The sequence below is a fragment of the Formosa sp. Hel1_31_208 genome, from assembly GCF_900104785.1.
Taxonomy (GTDB): domain Bacteria; phylum Bacteroidota; class Bacteroidia; order Flavobacteriales; family Flavobacteriaceae; genus Psychroserpens.
Genome location: NZ_LT629733.1, coordinates 813,781 through 838,254, shown reverse-complemented (window position 1 = coordinate 838,254; position 24,474 = coordinate 813,781). Strand labels below are relative to the sequence as shown.

Below are 24,474 nucleotides of genomic sequence, written 5' to 3'. Positions count from 1 at the left end.
TGACTCAAATATCGGAAAAAATATCTTATACTAAAACCAAAATCCAATATTAAAATACCAGATGCTCTTTCGCAACTCAGGGGAGTAACTGAACTTGGCTTGCAAAGGTCCTAAAAAGGTTTCAATCCCATAACCAAAACCATACCCTCGATAATCTGGAAGTGTAAACCACTCTCCTGTTTCAAAAATCTCATTATCCACATTGGCCCAATTGGCTTCTAAGGTGATGTGATGTTTATTGAAAATCTCATAATCTGCACTAGCATAAGCTTTCACAAAACTGTCTCCCGTAAGTGTAATAAAATCATATCCTAAAAATGGTATAAAATTATTGATAAAACTATTTCCATAGCCACCTAATGCAAAATCAAGTGTATTGGTAGAGGTATCTCCAATTTTAAACCCACCACTAGTTTGAAGGTTAAAACTCATTTTATCTGAAATACTAAAAGCATAACCTATTGCAGCTTTGGCAATAGAAAATCGGTCAAAACCTGAATTAAAATTTGAAGCAAACAAATACGTATGGAAATCTCCATTAAAATAAACACCTCTAGACGGATAGTGTTTATCATCATACATGTCTAACGTTAATGTTCCGAAGACACTAAAATAATCGGTGTTTTCAAAAACAAATTCATCGGTTTCATCATTAATGGTTATGGTTTCCGACTTGATATTTAATCGTTTATGCTCTGTGCCAATACTTAGAGAGAAGTCTTTTCTAAATAAGGTCTGCAAATAGAATTGATTGGTTTGATCTCGTAATTGGACATCCAGTTTATTAATTCCAGTGGACGCTATTTGGGTTTCTTCCAGTAACAATTCGGCATTAATATTTCTATCAAACTGATTGTATCGTGATTTTAAACCAATACTCCAATAAAAGCCTTTGTCAATGAAGTATTCAAAATTATAACGAACATTATCGCCAAAAATTAAATCTATAGAGGCCACATCATTATCAAATAATAGGCGTTTCTGAGTCAGATTGACTAGTGCTGCACTTTTGTATAAATCATCATAATGTAAGCCTAATTTAAGAAATGTTGTGGTTTCGTTTTCCTTTATTTTAGTTACAAAATCATACCCTTCTTTATCAACTGATTTATTAAAATTATAGCGGAACCAATCAAAATTATTGGTGGCAATCAAATTATTAACCCCTCTTTCAAAATCTTTAAAACTGACTTTCTCGTTTCCTTTAAGCTTAAGTTTTCCCAAAATATATGATCTTGTATAGCGCTCATTTCCATTAATACCAATAGTATTAATAACAATACTGTCGTTATCACTAAGTTTAAATTCAAGTGCTGTTTTATGATTTTTATACTTGGGCAACTGCTCCAACTGCTTTAATTTCTCTCTGGCAGCTCGTTGTCCATTCTCAATAATTTTACGTCCTTCGCTAAACGATACTACTGTAAAATCTGTGATATCTGGTTTGATATAAATATCAGTCTTTTTAGACTTTACCTTCATATCATTTATGGTTCTAAAATTATTGATTTGAAGCAAAACATCTGGAGCGGAAGTCATGTCTTCACGGGTGGCTAAATCATCTTGCACATCAACACCTATAATAATATCCATACCTTTTGCTCTCAATTCATCAATGGGGTAATTATTAACGACCCCTCCATCAATCAACAATTGATTATTAATATTCACCGGTTGAAATAATGACGGAAATGCGCCGCTCGCCGTAATACTTAAAGGCAAATTTCCAGAATCTAAAACGACAGCCTGACCTGTTTCAATATTCGTTGCAACACAAAAAAACGGAATAGGCAAATCTTTAAAATCAATCACATCACTCACATGAAGCGTTAATTTAGATAATAGATGAAATACGTTTTGACCTCTTGACAAGGCTGAAGGTAATTTAAGTTTAAACTTATTAAACGGTAGAGCTATAGCGTATTTTTCTGTATTGTCGCGCTCATAGAATGTTTTTGAAGAACGCGGTAAATTATCATTGATAACTTTTTCAAAATCTAGACTTTTAAAAATAGAATCTAATTGTTTTCCGGAGTATCCTGAGGCATATAAAGAACCCACTATAGCTCCCATACTTGTTCCCGCAATGTGATCTATTCTAATACCTAAACTATCAATCACTTTAAGTACGCCAATATGTGCAAATCCCTTAGCCCCTCCACCACTCAATACTAAACCTACTTTTGGTTCAAGAGTGTGATCAATCGTTTGTGCTTTTATGGACAAAACGGATACAAAAACTAATATGATAAGGACTAATCTTTTCACTTTTTACTGTAATATTCAATTATTTTTTGAGCTCGAGACACGCCTACAACTTTTTCTAAATCCTGTTTTTTAGCTTCTGAAATTCGTTTAACCGATTTAAATTGCTTCATTAATGCAATTACGGTTTGTTCTCCAATACCAGGAATTGTATCTAGCTCCGTTGTAAGGGCAGTTTTACTTCTTCTATTTCTATGATGTTCAATCCCAAAACGATGGGCTTCATTTCTAAGTTGCTGAATGATTTTGAGGGTTTCACTTTTCTTGTCTAAATATAGCGGAATTGGATCGTCTGGGTAAAATAATTCTTCCAAACGCTTCGCAATTCCGATAATGGCGATTTTATTGCGCAAATCTAATACGTCTAAACTTTTTAATGCAGAGGATAATTGTCCTTTACCTCCATCAATAATAATCAATTGTGGCAAGGGCTGATCTTCATCCAATAACCGCTTGTAACGGCGATAAACCACCTCTTCCATTGATGCAAAATCGTCTGGTCCTACTACTGTTTTAATATTGAAATGCCTGTATTCTTTTTTACTTGGCTTTCCATTCTTAAACACGACACAGGCAGCTACAGGATGTGTACCTTGGATATTGGAGTTATCAAAACACTCTATATGGCGTGGTTCTTCTGTTAAACGCAAGTCACTTTTCATCTGTGCCATAATGCGATTAGCATGACGATCAGGATCTACAATTTTAACTTGCTTAAAACGTTCCATGCGATAGTATTTCGCATTGCGAATCGATAAATCTAATATCTTCTTTTTGTCACCAAGTTTTGGAACACTAAGTTTAATACCATCCCCTACCTCAACTTTAAATGGTACATATAATTCTTTTGAATTAGAATTGAATCGTTGTCTAATTTCAGTGATTGATAATTCTAATAATTGTTTGTCTGTTTCATCCAACTTCTTTTTAATCTCTAGAGTATGAGATCTAATAATACTTCCATAAGACAATTGTAAGAAGTTCACATATGCATAACTTTCATCACTAACAATACTAAACACATCAACATTACTAATCTTAGGATTAACAATTGTAGACTTCACTTGATAATTCTCCAATACCTCAATTTTCTCTTTAATGCGGTGTGCCTCTTCAAATTGCATCTCATCAGCCAACTCCTTCATTTGTTTTTTAAACTTGGTGAGTGAGTCTTTAAAATTCCCTTTAATGATTTCACGAATCGCAACAATACTCTGATTATAGGCATCTTCAGACTGAAGATCTTCACAAGGACCTTTACAATTTCCTAAATGATACTCCAGACAGACCTTATATTTTCCGGCAGTTATTTTTTCTTCAGAAAGATTATAATTACAAGTTCTTAAATTATATAAACCTTTGATAAGGTCTAATAAGGTATGAACGGTTTTCATACTAGTATAAGGGCCAAAATACTCAGAACCATCTTTATAAAAACGGCGTGTAGGAAACACCCTTGGGAAACGTTCGTTCTTAATACAAATCCATGGATAGGATTTGTCATCTTTAAGCATCACGTTATAGCGCGGCTGATATTTCTTTATGAGATTGTTTTCTAGTAAGAGCGCATCATTTTCAGTCTCAACGACAATATGCTTAATGCTGGCAATTTTTTTTACTAATACTCTAGTTTTTCCGTTATGGTGAGTTTTAGTAAAATACGAACTGACCCTCTTTTTGATATCCTTAGCTTTTCCAACGTAAATCAATTTCCCTTCGGAATCAAAATATTGGTAGACTCCAGGCTGATGAGGCAAGGTTTTTAGTTGAATATCTAAAGAAGGGTTTTCCATTAATTCAAAGTTAATATTTAGGATTTAATACCCGTTTTATTAGTGTTAAAAATTATATAGAATTTTAATTTTTTAAATGGTTCTATTGATTACCTTGCGCCACTTTTTAAATATAATAAATGACTAAAAAAATTATTGGGCGTGTTGATAAAATCGACTTTCCAAAATTAAATTTAAACGATGTTGATGTCAAAATAGATACAGGTGCTTATACCTCTGCTATTCATTGCTCAAAAATTATTGAACAAGACCATCTACTTATTTGCACCTTTGAGAGCAAAGGGCACCCAAATTTTAAAAGTGAGAATATTGTCTTTGAAAACTATACGCTTACAGATGTAAAAAGCAGCAACGGATTTAAAGAAAATCGTTATAAAATTAAAACTGAAGTCATATTCTTTGGTAAAACATACAAGATTAACTTAACTTTAAGCACGAGAGATGATATGAAATTTCCAGTATTAATTGGACGACAATTTTTAAGCAAGAAATTTTTAGTAGATGTAAATTTGGAAAACGTATCATATAATAACACAATTAATGAACATAGTTATTTTATCTAGAAATCCACATCTGTATTCTACTCAACGATTAATTAAAGAGGGAGAAAGTAGAGGTCATAAAATGGAAGTAATTGATCCGCTTAAATGCGACATAATTATTGAAAAAGAAAAGCCCACAATCTATTATAAAGATCGATATCTCGATTATGTTGATGCTATAATTCCTCGTATTGGTGCGTCTGTCACATTTTACGGGTGCGCTGTGGTTCGACAGTTTGAAGAAATGGGTGTATTTACCATAGTAACTTCAGATGCTATTCAACGTTCAAGAGATAAACTACGCAGTTTACAACGCTTGAGCAAAGCAGGAATTGGGATGCCAAAAACTGTATTTACAAACTACTCTCGTGATGTCGAAGAGGTCATAGCACATGTTGGAGGAACTCCTGTAATTATAAAACTTCTTGAAGGCACACAAGGCTTGGGCGTTGTTTTAGCCGAGAGTAAAAATGCTGCGGAATCCGTATTGGAAGCATTTAATGGTTTGCAAGCCAGAGTGATTGTTCAAGAATACATTAAAGAAGCAAAAGGCGCAGATATTAGAGCACTTGTTGTTGATGGACAAGTTGTTGGTGCTATGAAACGCCAAGGAAAAGAAGGTGAATTTAGATCTAATTTACATCGTGGAGGGAGCGCAAATATTATCAAACTAAACACTGACGAACTCAAACTAGCCATGAATGCATCAAGAGTGCTAAAATTACCTGTCTGTGGTGTTGACATGCTACAGTCTGCAAGAGGGCCTTTATTATTAGAAGTAAACTCCACTCCAGGTTTAGAGGGTATTGAAGGTGCCACTGGAAAAAATATTGCTCGAGTCATAATTACATTTATAGAACGCAATAGAAATTAAATGAGTGAGAAAGACGTTTTAGACATTTTAGGTGAAAAAGTAGCCTCAGGGAAAAGTGCAACTGTCAGTTTCAATGTTGCCAAACTACATACTCAAAACCGGATTGATGTTCCAGTGATTATAGAGCGTTCAAAAAAACCAGGCCCAACAGTTTTAATTACTGCAGGAATTCATGGTGATGAAGTAAATGGTGTTGAAATTGTAAGACAAATTATCTCTAAAGGCATCAATAAACCTAAAAAAGGAACCATCATTTGTGTCCCAATTATTAATGTATTTGGATTTATTCATATGGATCGAGAATTTCCAGATGGTCGTGATTTAAATCGCGTATTCCCAGGAACAAAAGGTGGGTCGTTAGCCAGTCGTGTAGCATTTAAACTAGTTAATGAAATTTTACCTCATGCCGATTTTGTAATGGACTTTCATACTGGAGGTGCTGATCGATTTAATGCCGCCCAAGTGAGAATAGTAAAAGGTGAAAAAAGCCTGAAAGAACTAGCTACAGTTTTTGGAGCGCCTTTTGTACTCTATTCAAAAAATCTTAGTAAATCGTTTAGAAGCACCTGCAACAAACTCGGCATTCCAGTATTACTATTTGAAGGGGGAAAATCATTCAATATTGATACAACAATTACTAATACAGGTGTGAATGGAGCAAAACGTGTGCTTCACCATTTAGGCATGCTTAATAGTAAGTTTAAAGTGTCTCAGCCAAAAAAATCTTGCATCTTCGTTTCAGACAGCAAATGGATTCGTGCCAATTATTCCGGGATGTTTAAACCCACAGTAAAGATTAATGCATATGTAAATAAAGGTGATGTCGTTGGAAATATAACGGACCCATATGGAAGCTTTAACCACTTTGTAAAAGCACCAAATGATGGCTATATTTTTAACATTAACGAATCTCCAATTATTTATCAAGGTGATGCCATTTTCCATATTTCAACAGCATTAATTGATGACTAAAGCAGAACTTCGAAAAACATATAAAACACTTCGAAATCAATTGTCTGAAGTACAACTAGAAGAACTGAGTTTGCAAATTGCTAACCAGTTAATACAAATGCCTATTTGGAGCTATAATTTTTACCATCTTTTTTTGTCAATTACTGAACATAAAGAAATAAATACCGATTATATTTTAAATATTCTCTCAGGAAAAGATAAACACATTGTCATTTCAAAGAGTGACTTTACTCTTAGAACAATGTCTCATTACTTGTTGACAGACGGTACAACACTTAAAAAAAACAAGTGGAACATTCCAGAACCCCTTGACGGCATACCCATACAAACTGAGCAAATTGAAGTTGTTTTTGTTCCTTTGTTAGCTTTTGATGATTCTGGCAATCGCGTGGGCTATGGAAAAGGGTTTTATGATACCTTTCTAAATGACTGTAAGCCACAAACGTTAAAAATTGGACTCTCCTTTTTTGAAAGTACCGACATCATAGATGATATATTCGAAAACGATGTGAAGTTAGATTACTGTGTAACGCCCCACAACATATATTTCTTTTAAATTAATTGTTACAATTTTCACAGTAGGTTTCTTTCAAGTAGGCATCTTCTAACAACTGAAAAGTGACACCCCCTTCTCCAAATGGGTTAAAAAGTTTGCAATAGCGGGCCTTATTCATGTTTAATGCATTAAGCATAATGGTTCGGTAATCTGAAGTTTTTGTCAACTCTGGATTAATAATTGTTAAGTTTAAATAGTAAAACAAAAGATTTTCATCTGTATCAATACTCTTGGCTTTATTTGATAACAACTTAACTGATAATTCTGTATTTGCGTAATAACTAAAAAACTGAGCCAGACTTAAATAATCATAATCTGATAGTTGAAAGTTCTTGTAGTTCGATTCAATAAATTTCACAGCTTTATCTTTATTAGCATAATCGCGTTTACGCATTAATTTTTCGGCAATTGTGATGTTATAGTTTACTAATATTCTGGTTACTAAGTCAGTAGGGATTTGATAATTTTTCAGCGCCCTAATTTCATTTTTAAACTTCTTTTCATCAACCTCTAATGCTTTATAGCGCCATAATTTGAGTTTGGTTACCGCTAGATTATATTTCACCCGTTTATCTTTTGGTGCTAATTTTTCAAGAGCTAACAATTCATTGTAGACTATCATAATTTGCGGTGCCCTTAATAAATATTTATAGGCAGAGTTTTTATTTAAAAACGCCACATACTTTAATTGATTAGGAACTTCCATTTTATTTAACAATTCTGGAGAAACCTCTTTGTTTTTAAGTTTATCAAATAATGAATTTTGAATAATCAGCGCTTCGTCCAATTCATCTAAATCTATTGCCGCCTTAAATTTATTTAAAAGTTCGGTTCCATTTAAGTCCTTATATTTATCTTTCTTTTCAAGTTCTAAAGTCACTAATGCTTTTCTATGCTGCCTTAAGATAGGCTCCATTTCAGACGAAAGTGCTCCTACTAACTTTGCTTTAATTTGGGATTTGGTTAATGTCTTGAAATTTGCATATGCCGTATTCTCAATGTCATTTAAAAACTCTACCCAATTTTCTGATGAGGAGATCTCATTTGTAATGGATGGTTTTTGAAATGATTGAAGAACCTCAACAATACTCTGTGCTCTTTGTTGCTGAAGCTTTACATTGCGCTCTAAACTCCCTTCTACTGACGAATAGGCTTTTATATTTATTGATTTGATATTGAAATCAGTTAAACGCAATGAATCATACAGCGGTTTAATATCTTCTTGCGAGTACTCTGATTTATTTTTTTCAAATGGAATTGTAAATTTAAGTGTCTTATTTTTTAATACATAAGCATCATTTGATGCTGTTTTGATTTCTTTTGAGTTATAGGTTATGGAATCTAAATACATTCCCATATCAAGCAAGTCCCAAGGATAAGACTCTAAATCATAAATCACATAATACTGACATAAATTATTATCGCTTAAAAACAGTATATTGAATTCAAGGTCTTTATTTAAAAGATCGTCAGGAATGCGTCCTACTAGTGCACGATAGGTGTTTTCTTTTGTTTGCTTAAGTCCGCTTTTAAGTCGTTTAGTATATACAGGTGCAAGTAATCTACCTTTAATTTGCCTAGGTTCAAGTTCTTCTGCACTGCAATCATAACGGTCTTTAGCAACAATATCAACAGCAATACCATCTTTAGATTTCGAAAAAAGCTTATTAAGCCAAGCCACGTCATTGGTTTCAAAAAACAAACTTGCATTGTTTCGTTTTATGGCGAATTTGGTCTCTTTTGTTCGGTTAAAAAAAGTCTGACTAAACTTTTGACAAACCTCATTATTATAGTTTTCAAAATTGATTCCAAATTGATCTTGTGCATTGCTATTTAGAGCAAAACCCAATATAAAAAGAAGAATAAATTTAGATTTCATATGTCGTTTTCATTTAATGATTTAGTTGTTCTCAGGACGTCTGAAAAGCACGCTTATTGAAGAAAATTAAAATTCCTATTCCAGTGCTAATGGCCATATCTGCAATATTAAAAACAGGCTCAAAAAAGGTAAAATAAGTGCCTCCATAAACAGGAATCCAGTTGGGCAATACACCACTCCACAAGGGAAAATGTAACATATCAACAACCTTACCATGAAAAAAGGTGTCGTAGCCTTGTTCTGGCAAGAAAATTGCCACTTGACCAGCACTTGAGTCAAATATAATCCCATAGCACACAGAGTCAATAATATTCCCTAAAGCACCCGCAAAAATAAGAGCAATTGCGAATATGAGCGTTCTAGAGCTTTTACTCGAGATAGCGTTCTTTAACCAGAAAGTAATACCAATTACGGCTAATATTCGAAAAATAGTCAAGCATACTTTTGCTGTCCTATCAGAAATGAATGAAATAAAATCACTTAATTTTGTGCCCCAAGCCATCCCTTCATTTTCTACAAAAACGATTTGGAACCAAGAAAAAATTTCAACTTTATCGTTGAGCGCAAAATGAGTTTTGATGTAAAATTTACTTATTTGATCAACAAGTAAAATTAGAATAATAATGATTGTAGCTTTCTTTAAAGACATGAACAATATTTAGACGAGATAAACATAGAGTTAGTGTGGCATACGCTTATTCAGAAATGGAATTATTCGCTATAAAAAAACGTCTACTTGAGACGTTTTTTTAATGTAGTATCCATGTTTATTTTTGCATATTCTTAGCTTCAATACTCAATGTTGCATGAGGAACTAACTCTAAGCGTTTTTTATTGATAAGTTTTCCTGTGACACGACAAACGCCATAAGTCTTATTCTCAATTCTTATTAAGGCGTTTTTAAGGTCTCGAATGAATTTTTCTTGTCTAATCGCTAATTGAGAATTAGACTCTTTACTCATAACAGCACTACCCTCATCAAACGCTTTGAATGTTGGTGAAGTATCATCAGTACCATTATTATGATCGTTCATATAAGCACTTTTAATCAATTCCAAATCATGTTGTGCTTTCTCTATTTTCTGATGAATAAGTGCTTTGAATTCATTTAAGTCTTTGTCTGAATATCTTACAGTATTATCTCCTGCCATAATTTTATATTTTTTTAATAAACAATTTGGTATTTACATCATCAAAAGCAATATCTATACCACTATTTAACTCTTCTAAAATCTCTAACTCATCTGTTAAAGTTTCAGTCTTTATGTACTCTAAATTTGTGTTTATTGCGTTAATAATTTGTTCGTCTTTTTTGAACTGTACTGCAATCCTATCTGTAAGTTCAAATCCTGAATCCTTTCTAAGGTTTTGAATTCTATTTACTAATTCTCTTGCAATGCCTTCTTTTATTAATTCATCCGTTAATGTTACATCAAGAGCTACCGTTAATGGCCCAGAGCTCGCAACGAGCCAACCCTCAATATCTTTTGAGGTAATCTCAACATCAGATTGTTCTAAAATAATGATTTTTCCATTAACTTCAACCTCTAAAACACCGTTTTGCTCGATTTTTTTAATGTCTTGAGCAGTAAAACCGTTAACTACTTGAGCTACAGCTTTCATATCAGGTCCAAAACGTGGCCCTAAGACTTTAAAATTTGGTTTAATTTGTTTAACCAAAATATCTGAGGCATCTTCTAAAACCTCAACAGCTTTGACATTGACTTCCGTTTTTATCAACTCTGAAACCGCTAAGATTTCATCCTTTTGTTGCTTTGAATCAATAGGAATCATAATCTTTTGCAATGGTTGACGCACTTTTATCTTCTCTTTAGCTCTTAACGACAATACCAATGAAGAAATTGTTTGCGCACTTTCCATTTTTCGTTCTAAGCTTTTATCGACAAAACTCGCATCATAACTTGGGAACTTTGCTAAATGCACACTTTCAAATGCTTCTTTTTGAGTCACCCCATTTAAATCTGTATACAAACGATCCATAAAGAAAGGTGCTATTGGTGCACCTAGCTTAGCTAGAGTCACCATACAGGTGTACAAGGTTTGGTAAGCTGAAATTTTATCCGATTGGTAATCGCCTTTCCAGAAGCGTCTTCTGCTCAATCTTACATACCAATTACTCAAATAATCTTGAGTAAAATCGGAAATTGCTCTGGCCGCTTTTGTTGGCTCGTAATCTGCATAATACTCATCCACCTTCTGAATCAGAGTGTGTAATTCAGATAAGATCCAGCGATCTATTTCAGGGCGTTCCGCTAGTGGAATATCGGCTTCATGATAAGTGAATTGATCTAAATTTGAATATAAGGTAAAGAACGAGTAGGTGTTGTATAATGTTCCGAAGAACTTGCGTTTCACCTCTTCTATACCTTCGCTATCAAATTTTAAATTATCCCACGGATTAGCATTCATTATCATATACCAACGCGTAGCATCAGCGCCATAGTTGGATAAGGTTTCAAACGGATCTACAGCATTTCCTAAACGCTTAGACATTTTTTGTCCGTTCTTATCTAATACCAATCCATTAGACACTACGTTCTTATAGGCTACAGAATCAAAGACCATAGTACCAATAGCATGCATGGTATAAAACCAACCTCGAGTTTGATCCACGCCTTCAGCAATAAAATCTGCTGGAAAGGATTTTCCTTCATCAATTAACTCTTTATTCTCAAATGGGTAATGCCATTGTGCATATGGCATAGAACCAGAATCAAACCATACATCAATTAAATCGCTTTCACGTTTCATAGGTTGACCACTATCAGAAACCAAAACAATCTCATCAACGATATTTTTATGCAAATCTATTTTTGAATAATTCTCTTCGGAAAAGTTTCCAACTTCAAAATCTTCAAATATATCTTTTGATAGCACACCTGCTTGAACCGCTTTCGCCATTTCTGACTTTAATTCTGCTACAGAACCAATACATATTTCTTCTTTACCATCCTCACTTCTCCAGATTGGTAATGGAATTCCCCAATACCGAGAACGCGATAAATTCCAGTCATTCGCATTTGCTAACCAGTTGCCAAAACGACCAGTTCCTGTTGATTTTGGTTTCCAGTTAATGGTGTTATTTAAGGCGACCATGCGGTCTTTTACGTCTGTCACCTTTATAAACCATGAATCCAAGGGATAATATAAAATTGGCTTATCTGTTCGCCAGCAATTAGGATAACTATGCTTATATTTTTCAACCTTAAAGGCTTTATTCTCTTCTTTTAATTTGATTGCAATTTCTACATCAACTGAACGCTCTGGCGCTTCACTTTCTGTATAATATTCATTCTTTACATATTTTCCTCCAAACTCACCTACCTCAGGCCTAAAACGACCTTGTAAATCTACAAGAGGCACAAGATTATCATTTTCATCTTTCACTAATAAAGGTGGGATTTCAGGTGTAGCTTGTTTTGCTACTAACGCATCATCAGCTCCAAAAGTTGGCGCTGTATGTACGATTCCTGTGCCGTCTTCGGTGGTAACAAAATCACCAGAAATCACTCTAAAGGCATTTTGTGAATTCTCATATGGCAAGACATATGGCAATAGTTGCTCATATGTAATTCCTACTAAATCCGCTCCTACAAATTCCTTGACAACGTAATACGGGATTTTTTTATCCCCAGATTTATAGGCTAATAATTCTGATTTGTCTTCAACACGATCAAATTTTCCAGAGAATTGATAATTCACTAATTTCTTAGCTAATATCACATTCATTGGTTGGAATGTATATTGGTTATAAGTCTCAACTAACACATATTCAATCTTAGGACCAACTGTTAAAGCGGTATTACTTGGTAAGGTCCAAGGTGTTGTTGTCCAAGCCAAGAAAAAGATATCACCTTCATCCTGAAGAAAGCCTGGCAAGGATTCTTCATTTGCTTTAAACTGTGCGACAACTGTTGTATCTGTTACGTCTTGATACGTTCCGGGTTGATTCAACTCGTGTGAACTTAATCCTGTTCCCGCTTTTGGTGAATACGGCTGAATAGTATACCCTTTATATAATAAGTTTTTACTGTAAATTTCTTTCAGCAACCACCACACACTTTCCATGTATTTAGGATCGTAGGTAATGTATGGATCATCCATATTTACCCAATATCCCATCTTTTGTGTCAAGTCATTCCAAACATCAGTATATCGCATAACTGCCTTACGGCACGCAGCATTGTAATCTTCAACAGATATGGTTTTGCCAATATCTTCTTTGGTTATCCCTAATTCTTTCTCAACACCTAATTCAATAGGTAAACCATGTGTATCCCATCCAGCTTTGCGCTTGACCTGATAGCCTTTCATGGTTTTATAACGCGGAAAAATATCTTTAATAGCACGTGCTAAAACATGGTGAACGCCAGGTAGTCCGTTGGCTGAAGGTGGTCCTTCAAAAAAGACAAAAGGCTCATGACCTTCTCTGGTAGTGATACTTTTGTCAAAGATGTCGTTTTCTTGCCAAAAACCGAGAATCTCTTCTGCAACTTTTGGTAAGTCAAGTCCTTTATATTCAGGAAATTTAGCGCTCATGATATCATTATTCTAGTCGAGTCGCGAAATTAAGGAATTTTGTCAAAAATGTTGCAGTGGTTGTATTAAAATTGGTGTATTACCGAATGATTTGCTGTTGATCTAAGTAATTGACAAGAATTCCTACAAATTCTAGTTATAGTTTTCAATCAATCAAGGCCAGTACAATAGTCGTCGTAATAGTATACCATCGATTCAAATATCAAAACTTAATACAAGTGGTGGTCTTGATTTCTTCTAATAATGACATATAATTTCTGCGAATTTCTTTAAAAAAGGGTGATATGCATAAGTATGCAACAAAATCAGACAATAATACCCACCAAATCTTCAATTTTAGAAATCAATTGAATATTTATGGCTGTATTCTGTAAGCCTATTTTATTATATTTTGAAACAATAATTGTGGAAAAACCAAGTTTTTCAGCTTCTAAGATTCGTTGTTCTACACGCTGAACAGGTCTAATTTCGCCAGATAGGCCTACTTCAGCAGCAAAACACATATCTTTTGGTAGTGCTGCGTCTTCATTTGATGACAAAATAGCTGCAACTACTGCCAAATCAATAGCTGGATCGTCAACAGTAATTCCGCCAGTAATGTTTAAAAACACATCTTTAGCACCAAGTCTAAATCCGGCACGTTTTTCTAAAACTGCTAAAAGCATATTTAATCGCTTCGCGTTAAACCCTGTTGCACTTCGCTGTGGTGTTCCATAAACTGCTGTGCTGACCAACGCCTGTACTTCAATCATTAAAGGCCTCATGCCTTCCAAGGTTGCCGCGATAGCATTCCCAGAAAGTTCTTCATCTTTTTGAGAGATTAATATTTCCGAAGGATTAGTTACTTCTCTCAATCCTGAGCCTTGCATTTCATAAATCCCCAATTCATTAGTAGAGCCAAATCTATTTTTATTTGCTCTAAGAATTCTAAAAACATGGTTTCGATCACCTTCAAATTGAAGTACTGTATCTACCATATGTTCTAAGATCTTTGGGCCGGCAATATTTCCATCTTTCGTAATATGGCCAATTAAAACTACAGGAGTTGAAGTTTCTTTAGCAAACTTTATAAGTTCTGTCGTACATTCTTTAATTTGAGATATGCTACCTGCAGACGATTCTAGATAATCACTGTGTAAGGTCTGAATGGAATCGATAACCACAATGTCTGGAGCCAAACTATCAATCTGTTTAAAGATATTTTGAGTTTTCGTTTCAGTAAGAATATAACAATGATTCGAACTTGAATTGATACGTTCGGCACGCATTTTTATTTGCTTCTGACTTTCCTCTCCTGAGACGTACAAGGTTTTATAAGGTAATTTTAAAGATATTTGGAGTAAAAGCGTGCTTTTACCAATTCCTGGTTCACCGCCTAATAATGTTAAAGAACCAGGAACCAAACCACCACCAAGCACGCGGTTAAATTCAGCATCTAATGTGTTAAGGCGTGCTTCTTGAGAGGTGTCAATCTCATTTATTTTAAGAGGTTTGGACACTCTTTTAGAAGCGTTAGAGGGAGTTTTCCAGTCGCTTTTTTCAGGCTTCTGAATGACTTCTTCGGTAATCGTATTCCATTCTTTACAAGACGTGCATTGTCCTTGCCATTTAGCATATTGCGATCCGCAATTTTGACAAAAGAAAGTTGTTTTTAATTTAGCCATGACACATTTTTAGCATCGCTAAATTAAGATATTTTTAGTTGATATCTTTAAACCAGCCTATCAAAGACAATATTTTTATTGTGGCTAATTTGGAGTGGGAAATCGAAAATAAAATACGTTTTATTTTACGAAACAACCACTCAAAAAAATAGTCGGTTGAATAGATACTTATTTTAGTTTTCTTCGTTTTCATCTTCATCTTCTTTTATTTCTGTTTCTGTATCCTCTTCAGCGACTTTTAATCCATCTAAATGAGACATGATAAATTCTCTATCTATATGTGCCATATCTTCTAGGCCAAGCGCAGATTCATAAAGTTTTACGGCTCTTTTAGTCTTTCCTAATTTTTCAGCATAAAGCGCCATATAATAGGTGCCAAAGGAAGAATTTGGATTGAGTTTATCGGCTAACTTTCCGATTTTATAAACCGATTCTAAGTCTTCACGCTTTTCAGCGACAGTAATTAACTGTTCGAGTTCTTTTTCTGAGATCGGTTTGAAAATTCCAAAAAGCTCATCAATACGTTCGTATCTATCAACAATATAATCATCAAGAGTTCCTTCGTATGGTAACACCTTCTCTTTCAATTCTTTCTCATCAAGTGGTTTATACAATTCAAATATTCTGTCCATGGCTTTAGATAAAGCTCCCGTAACCAACTGATAATGAGAATCTCCTTTTAATTCGTCATAATAATATGTCAAGTGTTGATTGTCAATGGCGTTAATAGATGTATTTGTAGTTCTAATGGTCTGTCTAATAGGTTTAATATCTTTATCTGAGGTTGCCATATAATAGAAAATATCCTTGTCCAACCACTCTAGCCTTGTGACAACATTCTGACTCATGGCTCCTTTAAAATCTGGACTCAAATTGATATAAGCTTGAAAAACAGGCGTCTCATGAAATAGAAACGCATTAATAAAATTGCCCATTACATTGTGACCTACAGCCACTTTAAACTTGCTCGTGTTATAATTAGCATCTAAATAAGGTATTAATTCTTGTGCTATAAAATTATAAAAGCGTTGACCGGACTCTACTGGCAATCCAGAAACCTCATCAAAATAACTATCATAAAAGCGTTCCTTACCATGTATTACACCAACGATAATTGACTCTGGCATTTCATCAAAATAAGTCTGAAAACTCACCTGACCACCAACGGGTTCAAACAAATATTCGCCATCAAAAACAATGATAACTGGATGTTTTAATTCAGATTCGGGATCGTAATTATCAGGAAGCTTTATTTTTAATTGCCTGGTAGAATTGAGTTTCCGTGATTCAAATTTCTCATAAGTTACTTGAGCAGAAATTTGAGCACAAAGCAACATGGAGATGATTAATAGTAGGCTGTTTTTCATCTTAAGTAGGTTCATCTTATTGGGACAGTAAATATATCCAAATTTAGCTAAACTACCAATTTATTCGATGAAATGCATGAAATAGTTAATTTTGATCTTGAATATCGTATATTTTGTCTAGAATCATATCTTTTGTTATAAACTCCGATTCTTCTAGTAACAACCCAGATTGGTATTGCAATAAAGCGCGTTTCATATTGCCTTCAATTTCAAAGTACATTCCGGAATAATAAGCACTAATCATAGAGTTAGGGTATTCTTTTTTAACAAGCTTAGACAGATTCTTTAAGGATTCAATATCATCTAGTTTCTTTGCTGCTGCTGCAACTGCTCTAATATCATTTTCTACAATCTTTTTTTCGAACCCATAAAAGAATTCAATATCTTGATATTTCTTTACGAGATATGCAAAGGGTCCTTCTTCGAAAGTGAGCATTTTTTCTTTATATTCTTTTTTATTGATGGGTTTGAACAATCCGAATATCTCATTAATTGCTTTGGGTATCCCTAAACCTACCAGCGAATAATGATCAGCATCTGTAAAATCATCAAATCTATAGTGCAACTTAGGGTTATCTATAGCACCTAACAACCCATTAAATGCCATAATATCTTGCCTAAGAGAGTTAACATCATTATCTGCAGTAGCCAAATAATAAAATGTGTCTTCATCAGTCGAAGATAATTTTTCTTGCAAACGACTTGCCATTTCAGGTGATAAGTCTGGACTGAAAGCAACATACCCTCTAAATAGTGGTTTGTCTTTAAATAAGTAATAATTTATAAAGTTTGCGCTTTGATCATGACCAACCGCAATTCTAAAATCCGACGTTAAATAGTTGTTATTTATATGCGGAATAAGTTCCATTCCAATAAATTCAAAAAAACGGGCACTATCTTCCTCAGGAAAAAAGGTAGTCTCACTATAGTATAAATCTGCCTCTCTCGTTGAAGCTTGATTAATCCCTACTACTATAGACTTTGGCATATCTCCCCAATAGGAATGATAATCTGTATTTCCTATTACGGGTTCGAACAAATAATCACCATCTAATACCACAATCAACGGATATAGGATGTCACCATCTGGATTATAATTTCTTGGTAACTGAATCTTAATTTCTCTAGAATCTCCAAGCTTGGAAGACTCAATGGTTTCATAAATAACTTGAGATATCGCTAATTTTGAAAAAAGACAACAAATGAGAACTAATATAATTTTATTCATAGCATGCTAGGTTTATTGCAAGCAAGGTAAAAAATTATTTAATTCTATTGTAAATAGGTAAATAAATTAAGGATAATCCTCCCAGTACAATAATCATAAGAGTTTGTGATGACCACATGATCCAGCCAAAAGCGATACTCGGTTCTTTTGCTATTGCGAAAATTGAAAAAGCAGCATATACTGCCAGAGGATATGAGCCTATTCCTCCATTGGTAGCTGCAATACTAAAACTTGCTGAAATAAATCCGATCAAAATTGCCGCAATTGGGAGGTTTGAAGTTTCAGGAACTGCCAAGGATGTTACATAAAACATCATAACATACATAAACCATATAAAGAGGGTATGAAAAATGTAGGCCCATTTATGCTTCATTTTAAAAATAATGAGAAGACCTTCTATCAAGCCATTAACAAAAGAGCGCAATTTGACTGCTATTTTGGAATGACTCTTTTTGATAAACAGAAACCCTAAACTCAAAACGACTAAAAGTAAGATCCCTCCTATTATCAATTTATAAGGGTCAAAACGTTCAACAAAAAACTGATAGATGAATTCAAATTCTAAACATAATGTGATGCCAATGATTCCTAGCATCACGAGCATGTCTGCAATGCGTTCGGCTACAATAGTACCAAATCCCTTTTCAAAAGGCACACCCTCATAATTTGTAAGAATTGTAGCTCTTGTAATTTCACCTGCTCTTGGGATTGTGTAATTAACTAAATAAGTAGCAAACACGGCCATTATACTATTCGGTAACCTGAGTGAATACCCCAACGGTTCTATCATATATTTCCAACGATAAGCGCGTGATAAATGACTGAGTAGCCCGAATACAAGTCCGAGACCTATGTAAGTATAATTAGCGTTCTTAAAATAACCTATGAGCTCTTCAATAGAAATTTTCGATAATGAATACCAGACTAAAATAACTCCCAACAATAAAGGAAGAATTATTTTTAGGAGTTTAGTTGTTTTTGTATTCAAAAGTTTATTTTAACAGGTTAGTAGCCTCATCTGGAAACACCAATGAAGGCTTAAACACTTTTGCGTCTTCGATATTCATAAACGCATAAGTTATCAAAATAAGTGTGTCACCAACAGCAACTTTTCTAGCGGCTGCACCATTTAATGTGATTTCTCCACTATTTCTGGGTCCTGGAATACAATAGGTTTCTAAGCGTTCACCATTGTCATTGTTAACAATTTGAACTTTTTCGCCTTGTATAATGTTTGCAGCTTCCATTAGGTCCTCATCGATAGTAATACTACCAATATAATTGAGGTCTGCTCCTGTCACTTTTACTCTGTGAATCTTAGATTTTACAACTTGAATTTGCATGAGGCAAAGATAATTAATTTAGTGCGATATTATCTATAAGTCTAATATCGTCTGCATATACGGCAATAAATGCTCGATATGATTTTTTATTTGATTTTCGTTTAACAGTCTTTAAGGTATCAGCATCGGCAATAATGAAATATTCTAATTCTAATAAATCATGTTTCTCGAATTGATTCTGAACCCATTCTGTCACTTTATTAGCACTTTTTGTGCCAAACATTACTTTGGCAGCTTTCAAGATTTTGTATATAAAAGGTGCCGCATTTTTGTATGCAGGTTTTAAGCGTAAATTTCGCGAACTCATAGCTAAACCATCAGTTCCTCTATGAATTTTACAACCAACCACCTGCACTGGAATATGGTATTTTTGAACTAGTTTTTTAATAATCATTAACTGCTGAAAATCCTTTTCCCCAAAATAAGCCTTATTAGGTTTAATAATTTCAAAAAGACGTTTGACAATGGTGCCAACACCATCAAAATGACCATCTCTAAATCTACCTTCCATTTCGTGTTCTAAGCCATCATAACTAAATGATGTAGACATCACATCTGAACCATAGATGTCCTTAACTGATGGCGCATAAACTATAATACGGTCTTCGGAAATATCTTTGAGCAACTCAACATCGCTTTCTAAGGTTCTTGGATATTTTAAAAGATCTTCTTTATTGTCAAACTGTGTCGGATTTACAAAAACACTAACGGCAACAAAATCATTAGTTTTTAACCCTTGTTTTATTAACGATGCATGCCCATCATGCAGTGCACCCATAGTAGGCACAAAACCCAAGGATTTGTTTTTAGACTTTAATACATCCACGTATGCACTTAAGTCTGATTTATTTTTAAAAATCTTCATGCCTAACAAAAGTTTAACAGCCTGCAAACTTAATATTTTACTGGCAATCTGCATAAATTTTTGTAATTTTGCATGTTTTTATTTTTTAATTACAAAAACGATAGATTTATGAAAGATAAGAGAATATTGTATGTGTCTTCTGAGGTTGTACCATATTTACCAGAAACAGAGATTTCTTCAATGTCATTTGAAGCTCCAAAAATGGTAAACAAACAAGGTGGACAAATACGAATATTTATGCCACGTTATGGGAACATCAATGAAAGACGACACCAACTCCACGAAGTCATTAGGTTATCTGGGATTAATTTAGTGATAAATGACTTGGATATGCCTCTTATTATAAAAGTAGCCTCTATTCCAAAAGAAAGAATACAAGTGTATTTTATTGACAATGAAGAATACTTCAAAAGAAAAGCAACCTTAACAGATGAGGAAGGAAATTTATTTCCTGACAATGACGAACGCGCCATTTTCTTCGCAAAAGGGGTTATAGAAACTGTTAAAAAACTAAATTGGTCTCCTGATATTATTCATGTGAATGGATGGCTTGCATCCTTACTTCCACTATACTTGAAAGAGTTTTATAAAAACGAACCGTTATTTACCGAAAGTAAAATTGTGACTTCAGTATACAATCAAAACTTTGAAGGAACGTTAGATAAAAACATGATGAACAAAGTAAAATTTGATAATGTAGATGAAAGCAAGATTAAATCTCTTGAAAACCCTACCTATAACAATCTTATGAAGATTGCTATAGATCATTCGGATGCGCTGATCAAAGGATCAAATGATTTATCTAAAGAACTTGACGACTATTTAAATGCTTTAGATAAGCCAGTTTTAGGCTATTTCCCAATAGAAGATTTTGCCGACCATTACACTGAATTTTACAATACCAAAGTACTAGAATAGTAGATATATATATGAAAAAAAGACAAATTGCCTTTAGAAATTTGGCAGTACTTACATTTATCGTGAGCTCTTTTATCGCTTGTGATAAAGATTTTGCGAATATTGATTCTGACATTATCAACAATGATAATGCCACTCACTTTAATACAACTTCTAGAGACTTTGATGTCTTAGCATATACTAAAGCTTTAGATCCCGTACAAACGAATAATCTACCCATAAATTACCTCGGTTCATACGTTGAACCTAATTTTGGCAGAAGCACGGCAGGTTTTGTAACGCAACTTAGACCTACGCTCTTAAATCCTGATTTTGGAGGTGATGCTGAAATTGATTCTGTAGTTTTAAATATCCCTTATTTTAGTAGAGCTATAGGCGTTACAGAAGAAGGCGAAACTCTTTATGAACTAGATTCCATTTTTGGAGATGAATCATTTAATCTATCCATTTATGAAAGTAATTATTTTTTAAGAGACTTTGATCCTAATGCTACCGAGATTGATGAACCTCAGCGCTATTATGCAAATGGTTCTACGGGATCAGATATCGTTAGCCAATCGCAACTTGAAGGTACATTGCTGTTCGAACAGCTTAACTTCGCACCCGATCCATCACAAATTGTATTGACTGAAGATGACGAAGAAGTATCTCGAATACCTCCTGCTTTAAGAGTAGCATTCAACACGGCCGACGATATCCAATACTGGCAAGAAAAGATAATTGACATGTCTGGTTCTACAGAATTAAGTAATGTCAATAACTTTAATAATTATTTTAGAGGGTTATACTTTAAGGCCGAATCTAATACTTCTCCAGAAGGAAGGATGCTGCTTTTAAACATGGCATCAACAGCTGCTAGTATTACAATTTTTTACACTAGAGATCCATTTACTGAAGGTGCCGAACGCCTACAAACTACTGTAACACTTAACTTCACAGGGAATAGAGCTAACTTTATTTCCAATGACTTTAGCATTTCTGACGGAAATGAAATTACAGGAGATGAAAGTCTTTATCTTAAAGGTGGACAAGGGTCTGTTGCCGAGATTAAATTATTTAATGGAGATAATTTTGATGATGACAATACCACAGATAATCCTTTTGAAACCTTTAAAAAAGAGTTCGTTGAAACCGATGAAAATGGAAATTTCATCAAAGGTAAGAAGTTGGTAAATGAAGCCAACCTTATATTCTACGTCAATCAAGATGAAATTGATGGTGAAGAACCTAATCGTATCTTCCTCTATGATATGAACAATAATATTCCATTAGCCGATTATTTCTTTGATACCTCAAGTAGTTCAGATCCTCGAATATCTCGACTTATACATCTTGGTAGGTTACAACGAGAAAACAATGAACCAACCGGTAATGGCATAAAATACAAATTACGAATTACCGAGCATATCAATAACATTCTACTCAGAGATTCTACGAATGTAAAACTAGGTTTAGCCGTTTCTGGAAATATTAATATTGAAGGAAATGCTAATCAATTCGATTTGTTAAATGGAGCTGATACGGAAGAAACCGTGCCTCTAAGCTCGATAATCACCCCTAGAGGAACTGTCTTATACGGTAACAACACTTCCAACGAAGAAAAAAAGTTATATTTGGAAATATTTTTTACCGAACCAGATAACTAAATCATTATGTGCGGAATTGTTGGTTATATAGGACATCGAGAAGCTTACCCTATCATTCTTAAAGGTTTAAAACGACTGGAATATAGAGGCTATGACAGTGCAGGAATCGCCCTTTACGACGGCACAGACATTAAGCTTTCTAAAACAAAAGGTAAAGTTGCTGATCTCGAATCAAAGCTAGAATCAGAAATCACTACAAATGGCACTCTCGGCATAGGTCATACACGTTGGGCAACTCATGGTGTGCCAAATGATATCAATTCACACCCGCACTATTCAAATTCTGGAGATTTAGTCATTATTCATAATGGAATCATTGAAAATTATGAGTCGCTTAAAAAAGAGCTGATAAAAAGAGGTTATACATTTAAGTCAGATACGGATACTGAAGTCTTGGTCAATTTAATCGAAGACGTCAAAAAAAACGAAAATTTAAAACTTGGTAAAGCAGTTCAAATTGCATTAAACCAAGTCATTGGAGCATACGCAATTGCAGTATTTGATAGAAATAAACCAAATGAAATTGTAGTAGCAAGACTTGGTAGTCCGCTAGCCATAGGAATCGGAGATGACGAATTCTTTATTGCAAGTGATGCTTCTCCTTTTATTGAATACACCAAAAACGCTATTTATCTGGAAGATGAAGAAATGGCAATTATTCGTCGTGACAAAGGGGTGAAAATTAGAAAAATCAAAGATGATTCTCTTGTCGATCCTTATGTACAAGAATTACAATTAAATTTAGAGCAAATTGAAAAAGGCGGGTATGACCACTTTATGCTCAAAGAAATTTATGAACAACCAAGTGCAATTCTGGATACATTTCGAGGCAGACTGCTTACCAATGAAGCCATTATTAAAATGGCTGGTGTTGAAGACAATATGAAAAAATTCCTCAATGCTAATAGAATTATCATTGTAGCTTGTGGAACTTCTTGGCATGCTGGCTTAGTCGCAGAATATATTTTTGAAGATTTAGCCCGAATTCCTGTTGAAGTAGAATATGCTTCCGAGTTTAGATATAGAAATCCAATCATTTACGAAAATGATGTCGTTATAGCAATTTCTCAATCCGGAGAAACTGCCGACACCCTCGCTGCTATTAAGTTAGCTAAATCTAAAGGGGCTTTCGTTTTTGGTGTGTGTAATGTGGTTGGGTCTTCAATCGCTAGAGAAGCACATGCTGGAGCCTATACGCACGCCGGCCCTGAAATTGGTGTTGCTTCCACTAAAGCATTTACAACACAAATTACGGTGTTAACACTTATAGCCTTGCGTTTATCTAGAGCTAGGGGCACGATTTCTAGTTCAGACTTCAGACGCCACTTAATAGAATTAGAATTAATTCCTGATAAAGTTAAAAAAGCTTTAGAATCTGACGCCTATGTAAAAACCATAGCTGCTATTTATAAAGATGTGCATAACTTTTTATACTTAGGACGAGGTTATAATTTCCCTGTAGCCCTTGAAGGAGCTTTAAAATTAAAAGAGATTTCTTACATCCATGCTGAAGGCTATCCAGCTGCGGAAATGAAACATGGACCTATTGCTTTGATAGATGAAAACATGCCAATTGTTGTTATTGCTACCAAAAAAGGACACTATGCAAAAGTTGTAAGTAATATTCAGGAAATAAAATCCCGTAAAGGAAAAATCATTGGAATTGTTACCGAAGGTGATAAACAAGTTAAAGAACTTGCAGACCACGTTATCGAAGTTCCAGAGACTATAGAATCGCTCACGCCACTTTTAACAACTATACCTTTACAATTACTTTCCTATCACATCGCACTGATGTTAGGTAAAAATGTAGATCAACCACGTAATTTAGCAAAAGCTGTTACCGTAGAATAATTGTTGTACAACATATATTTGAAAATGCGAAAATATTAAATTCTTGTTTTCGGCTTTATTTTTTTCGCAATCTTAATTTAATTGGCTGCTTTTCTGTTAATTGTCTATTATGCACGCATAATTTTTAGGTTTTTTTTAATTCAGTATA

19 protein-coding genes are annotated in these 24,474 nt (G+C 34.2%); 7 read left to right on the top strand and 12 right to left on the bottom strand.

Annotation, left to right across the window (positions count from 1 at the left end; genetic code table 11):
- Window positions 1-30: 30 nt before the first annotated feature.
- Both BLT57_RS03570 and uvrC read right to left on the bottom strand, forming a co-directional pair.
- Window positions 31-2,268, bottom strand: a complete 2,238-nt coding sequence (locus BLT57_RS03570) for a patatin-like phospholipase family protein (protein WP_231928762.1) — start codon at window positions 2,266-2,268, stop codon at window positions 31-33.
- Complete coding sequence (gene uvrC, locus BLT57_RS03565; protein ID WP_091422377.1) at window positions 2,265-4,058, bottom strand: excinuclease ABC subunit UvrC; 1,794 nt, start codon at window positions 4,056-4,058, stop codon at window positions 2,265-2,267. The genes BLT57_RS03570 and uvrC overlap by 4 nt, the downstream gene beginning before the upstream one ends.
- A gap of 119 nt (window positions 4,059-4,177) precedes the next feature.
- Between uvrC and BLT57_RS03560 the strand changes: the two genes are divergently transcribed.
- The 4 genes from BLT57_RS03560 to BLT57_RS03545 are packed head-to-tail and all read left to right on the top strand — an operon-like array spanning window position 4,178 to window position 7,002.
- Entirely contained in the window at window positions 4,178-4,621 is a 444-nt protein-coding gene (locus tag BLT57_RS03560) for a RimK/LysX family protein (RefSeq protein ID WP_091422374.1), read from the top strand.
- A complete protein-coding gene (gene rimK / locus BLT57_RS03555) occupies window positions 4,599-5,474 on the top strand; it encodes a 30S ribosomal protein S6--L-glutamate ligase (RefSeq protein ID WP_091422370.1) in 876 nt (291 codons plus the stop codon). Before BLT57_RS03560 ends, rimK begins: the two co-directional genes overlap by 23 nt.
- Entirely contained in the window at window positions 5,475-6,446 is a 972-nt protein-coding gene (locus tag BLT57_RS03550) for a succinylglutamate desuccinylase/aspartoacylase family protein (RefSeq protein WP_091422366.1), read from the top strand.
- Window positions 6,439-7,002 carry a 5-formyltetrahydrofolate cyclo-ligase gene (locus BLT57_RS03545; protein ID WP_091422364.1) on the top strand — a complete coding sequence of 188 codons (564 nt, stop codon included), beginning with the start codon at window positions 6,439-6,441 and terminating at the stop codon, window positions 7,000-7,002. The genes BLT57_RS03550 and BLT57_RS03545 overlap by 8 nt, the downstream gene beginning before the upstream one ends.
- A 1-nt stretch (window position 7,003) precedes the next feature.
- Here BLT57_RS03545 and BLT57_RS03540 read toward each other — a convergent pair whose 3' ends face one another.
- From BLT57_RS03540 to panC, 10 genes are all read right to left on the bottom strand, one after another.
- Window positions 7,004-8,881 carry a hypothetical protein gene (locus BLT57_RS03540; RefSeq protein ID WP_091422362.1) on the bottom strand — a complete coding sequence of 626 codons (1,878 nt, stop codon included), beginning with the start codon at window positions 8,879-8,881 and terminating at the stop codon, window positions 7,004-7,006.
- A gap of 31 nt (window positions 8,882-8,912) precedes the next feature.
- Window positions 8,913-9,530, bottom strand: coding sequence for a lipoprotein signal peptidase (locus tag BLT57_RS03535; protein WP_091422359.1), 618 nt, complete (start codon window positions 9,528-9,530; stop codon window positions 8,913-8,915).
- Window positions 9,531-9,648: 118 nt separating this feature from the next.
- Window positions 9,649-10,032 (bottom strand): TraR/DksA C4-type zinc finger protein, encoded by a 384-nt coding sequence (locus BLT57_RS03530; RefSeq protein WP_091422356.1) that lies wholly within the window; start codon window positions 10,030-10,032, stop codon window positions 9,649-9,651.
- A gap of 4 nt (window positions 10,033-10,036) precedes the next feature.
- Window positions 10,037-13,441, bottom strand: coding sequence for an isoleucine--tRNA ligase (ileS, locus tag BLT57_RS03525; RefSeq protein WP_091422353.1), 3,405 nt, complete (start codon window positions 13,439-13,441; stop codon window positions 10,037-10,039).
- A 305-nt stretch (window positions 13,442-13,746) separates the two neighbouring features.
- Window positions 13,747-15,105, bottom strand: a complete 1,359-nt coding sequence (gene radA / locus BLT57_RS03520) for a DNA repair protein RadA (protein ID WP_091422350.1) — start codon at window positions 15,103-15,105, stop codon at window positions 13,747-13,749.
- A gap of 173 nt (window positions 15,106-15,278) precedes the next feature.
- Window positions 15,279-16,472: an alpha/beta hydrolase gene (locus tag BLT57_RS03515; RefSeq protein WP_157717112.1), complete on the bottom strand. Its 1,194-nt coding sequence runs from the start codon at window positions 16,470-16,472 to the stop codon at window positions 15,279-15,281.
- A gap of 85 nt (window positions 16,473-16,557) precedes the next feature.
- Complete coding sequence (locus tag BLT57_RS03510) at window positions 16,558-17,700, bottom strand: alpha/beta hydrolase (RefSeq protein ID WP_091422342.1); 1,143 nt, start codon at window positions 17,698-17,700, stop codon at window positions 16,558-16,560.
- A 34-nt stretch (window positions 17,701-17,734) separates the two neighbouring features.
- Window positions 17,735-18,688, bottom strand: a complete 954-nt coding sequence (locus BLT57_RS03505) for a lysylphosphatidylglycerol synthase transmembrane domain-containing protein (protein WP_091422336.1) — start codon at window positions 18,686-18,688, stop codon at window positions 17,735-17,737.
- A 4-nt stretch (window positions 18,689-18,692) separates the two neighbouring features.
- Window positions 18,693-19,043: an aspartate 1-decarboxylase gene (gene panD, locus BLT57_RS03500; RefSeq protein ID WP_091422334.1), complete on the bottom strand. Its 351-nt coding sequence runs from the start codon at window positions 19,041-19,043 to the stop codon at window positions 18,693-18,695.
- A gap of 13 nt (window positions 19,044-19,056) precedes the next feature.
- Window positions 19,057-19,908, bottom strand: coding sequence for a pantoate--beta-alanine ligase (gene panC, locus BLT57_RS03495; RefSeq protein ID WP_091426648.1), 852 nt, complete (start codon window positions 19,906-19,908; stop codon window positions 19,057-19,059).
- A 108-nt stretch (window positions 19,909-20,016) separates the two neighbouring features.
- Here panC and BLT57_RS03490 point away from each other — a divergent pair, with 108 nt between their 5' ends.
- The 3 genes from BLT57_RS03490 to glmS are packed head-to-tail and all read left to right on the top strand — an operon-like array spanning window position 20,017 to window position 24,326.
- Window positions 20,017-20,826: a glycogen/starch synthase gene (locus BLT57_RS03490; RefSeq protein WP_091426646.1), complete on the top strand. Its 810-nt coding sequence runs from the start codon at window positions 20,017-20,019 to the stop codon at window positions 20,824-20,826.
- A gap of 11 nt (window positions 20,827-20,837) precedes the next feature.
- Window positions 20,838-22,472 (top strand): DUF4270 domain-containing protein, encoded by a 1,635-nt coding sequence (locus tag BLT57_RS03485; protein WP_091422331.1) that lies wholly within the window; start codon window positions 20,838-20,840, stop codon window positions 22,470-22,472.
- A gap of 6 nt (window positions 22,473-22,478) precedes the next feature.
- Window positions 22,479-24,326: a glutamine--fructose-6-phosphate transaminase (isomerizing) gene (gene glmS, locus BLT57_RS03480; RefSeq protein ID WP_091422328.1), complete on the top strand. Its 1,848-nt coding sequence runs from the start codon at window positions 22,479-22,481 to the stop codon at window positions 24,324-24,326.
- The last annotated feature ends 148 nt before the right edge of the window (window positions 24,327-24,474 follow it).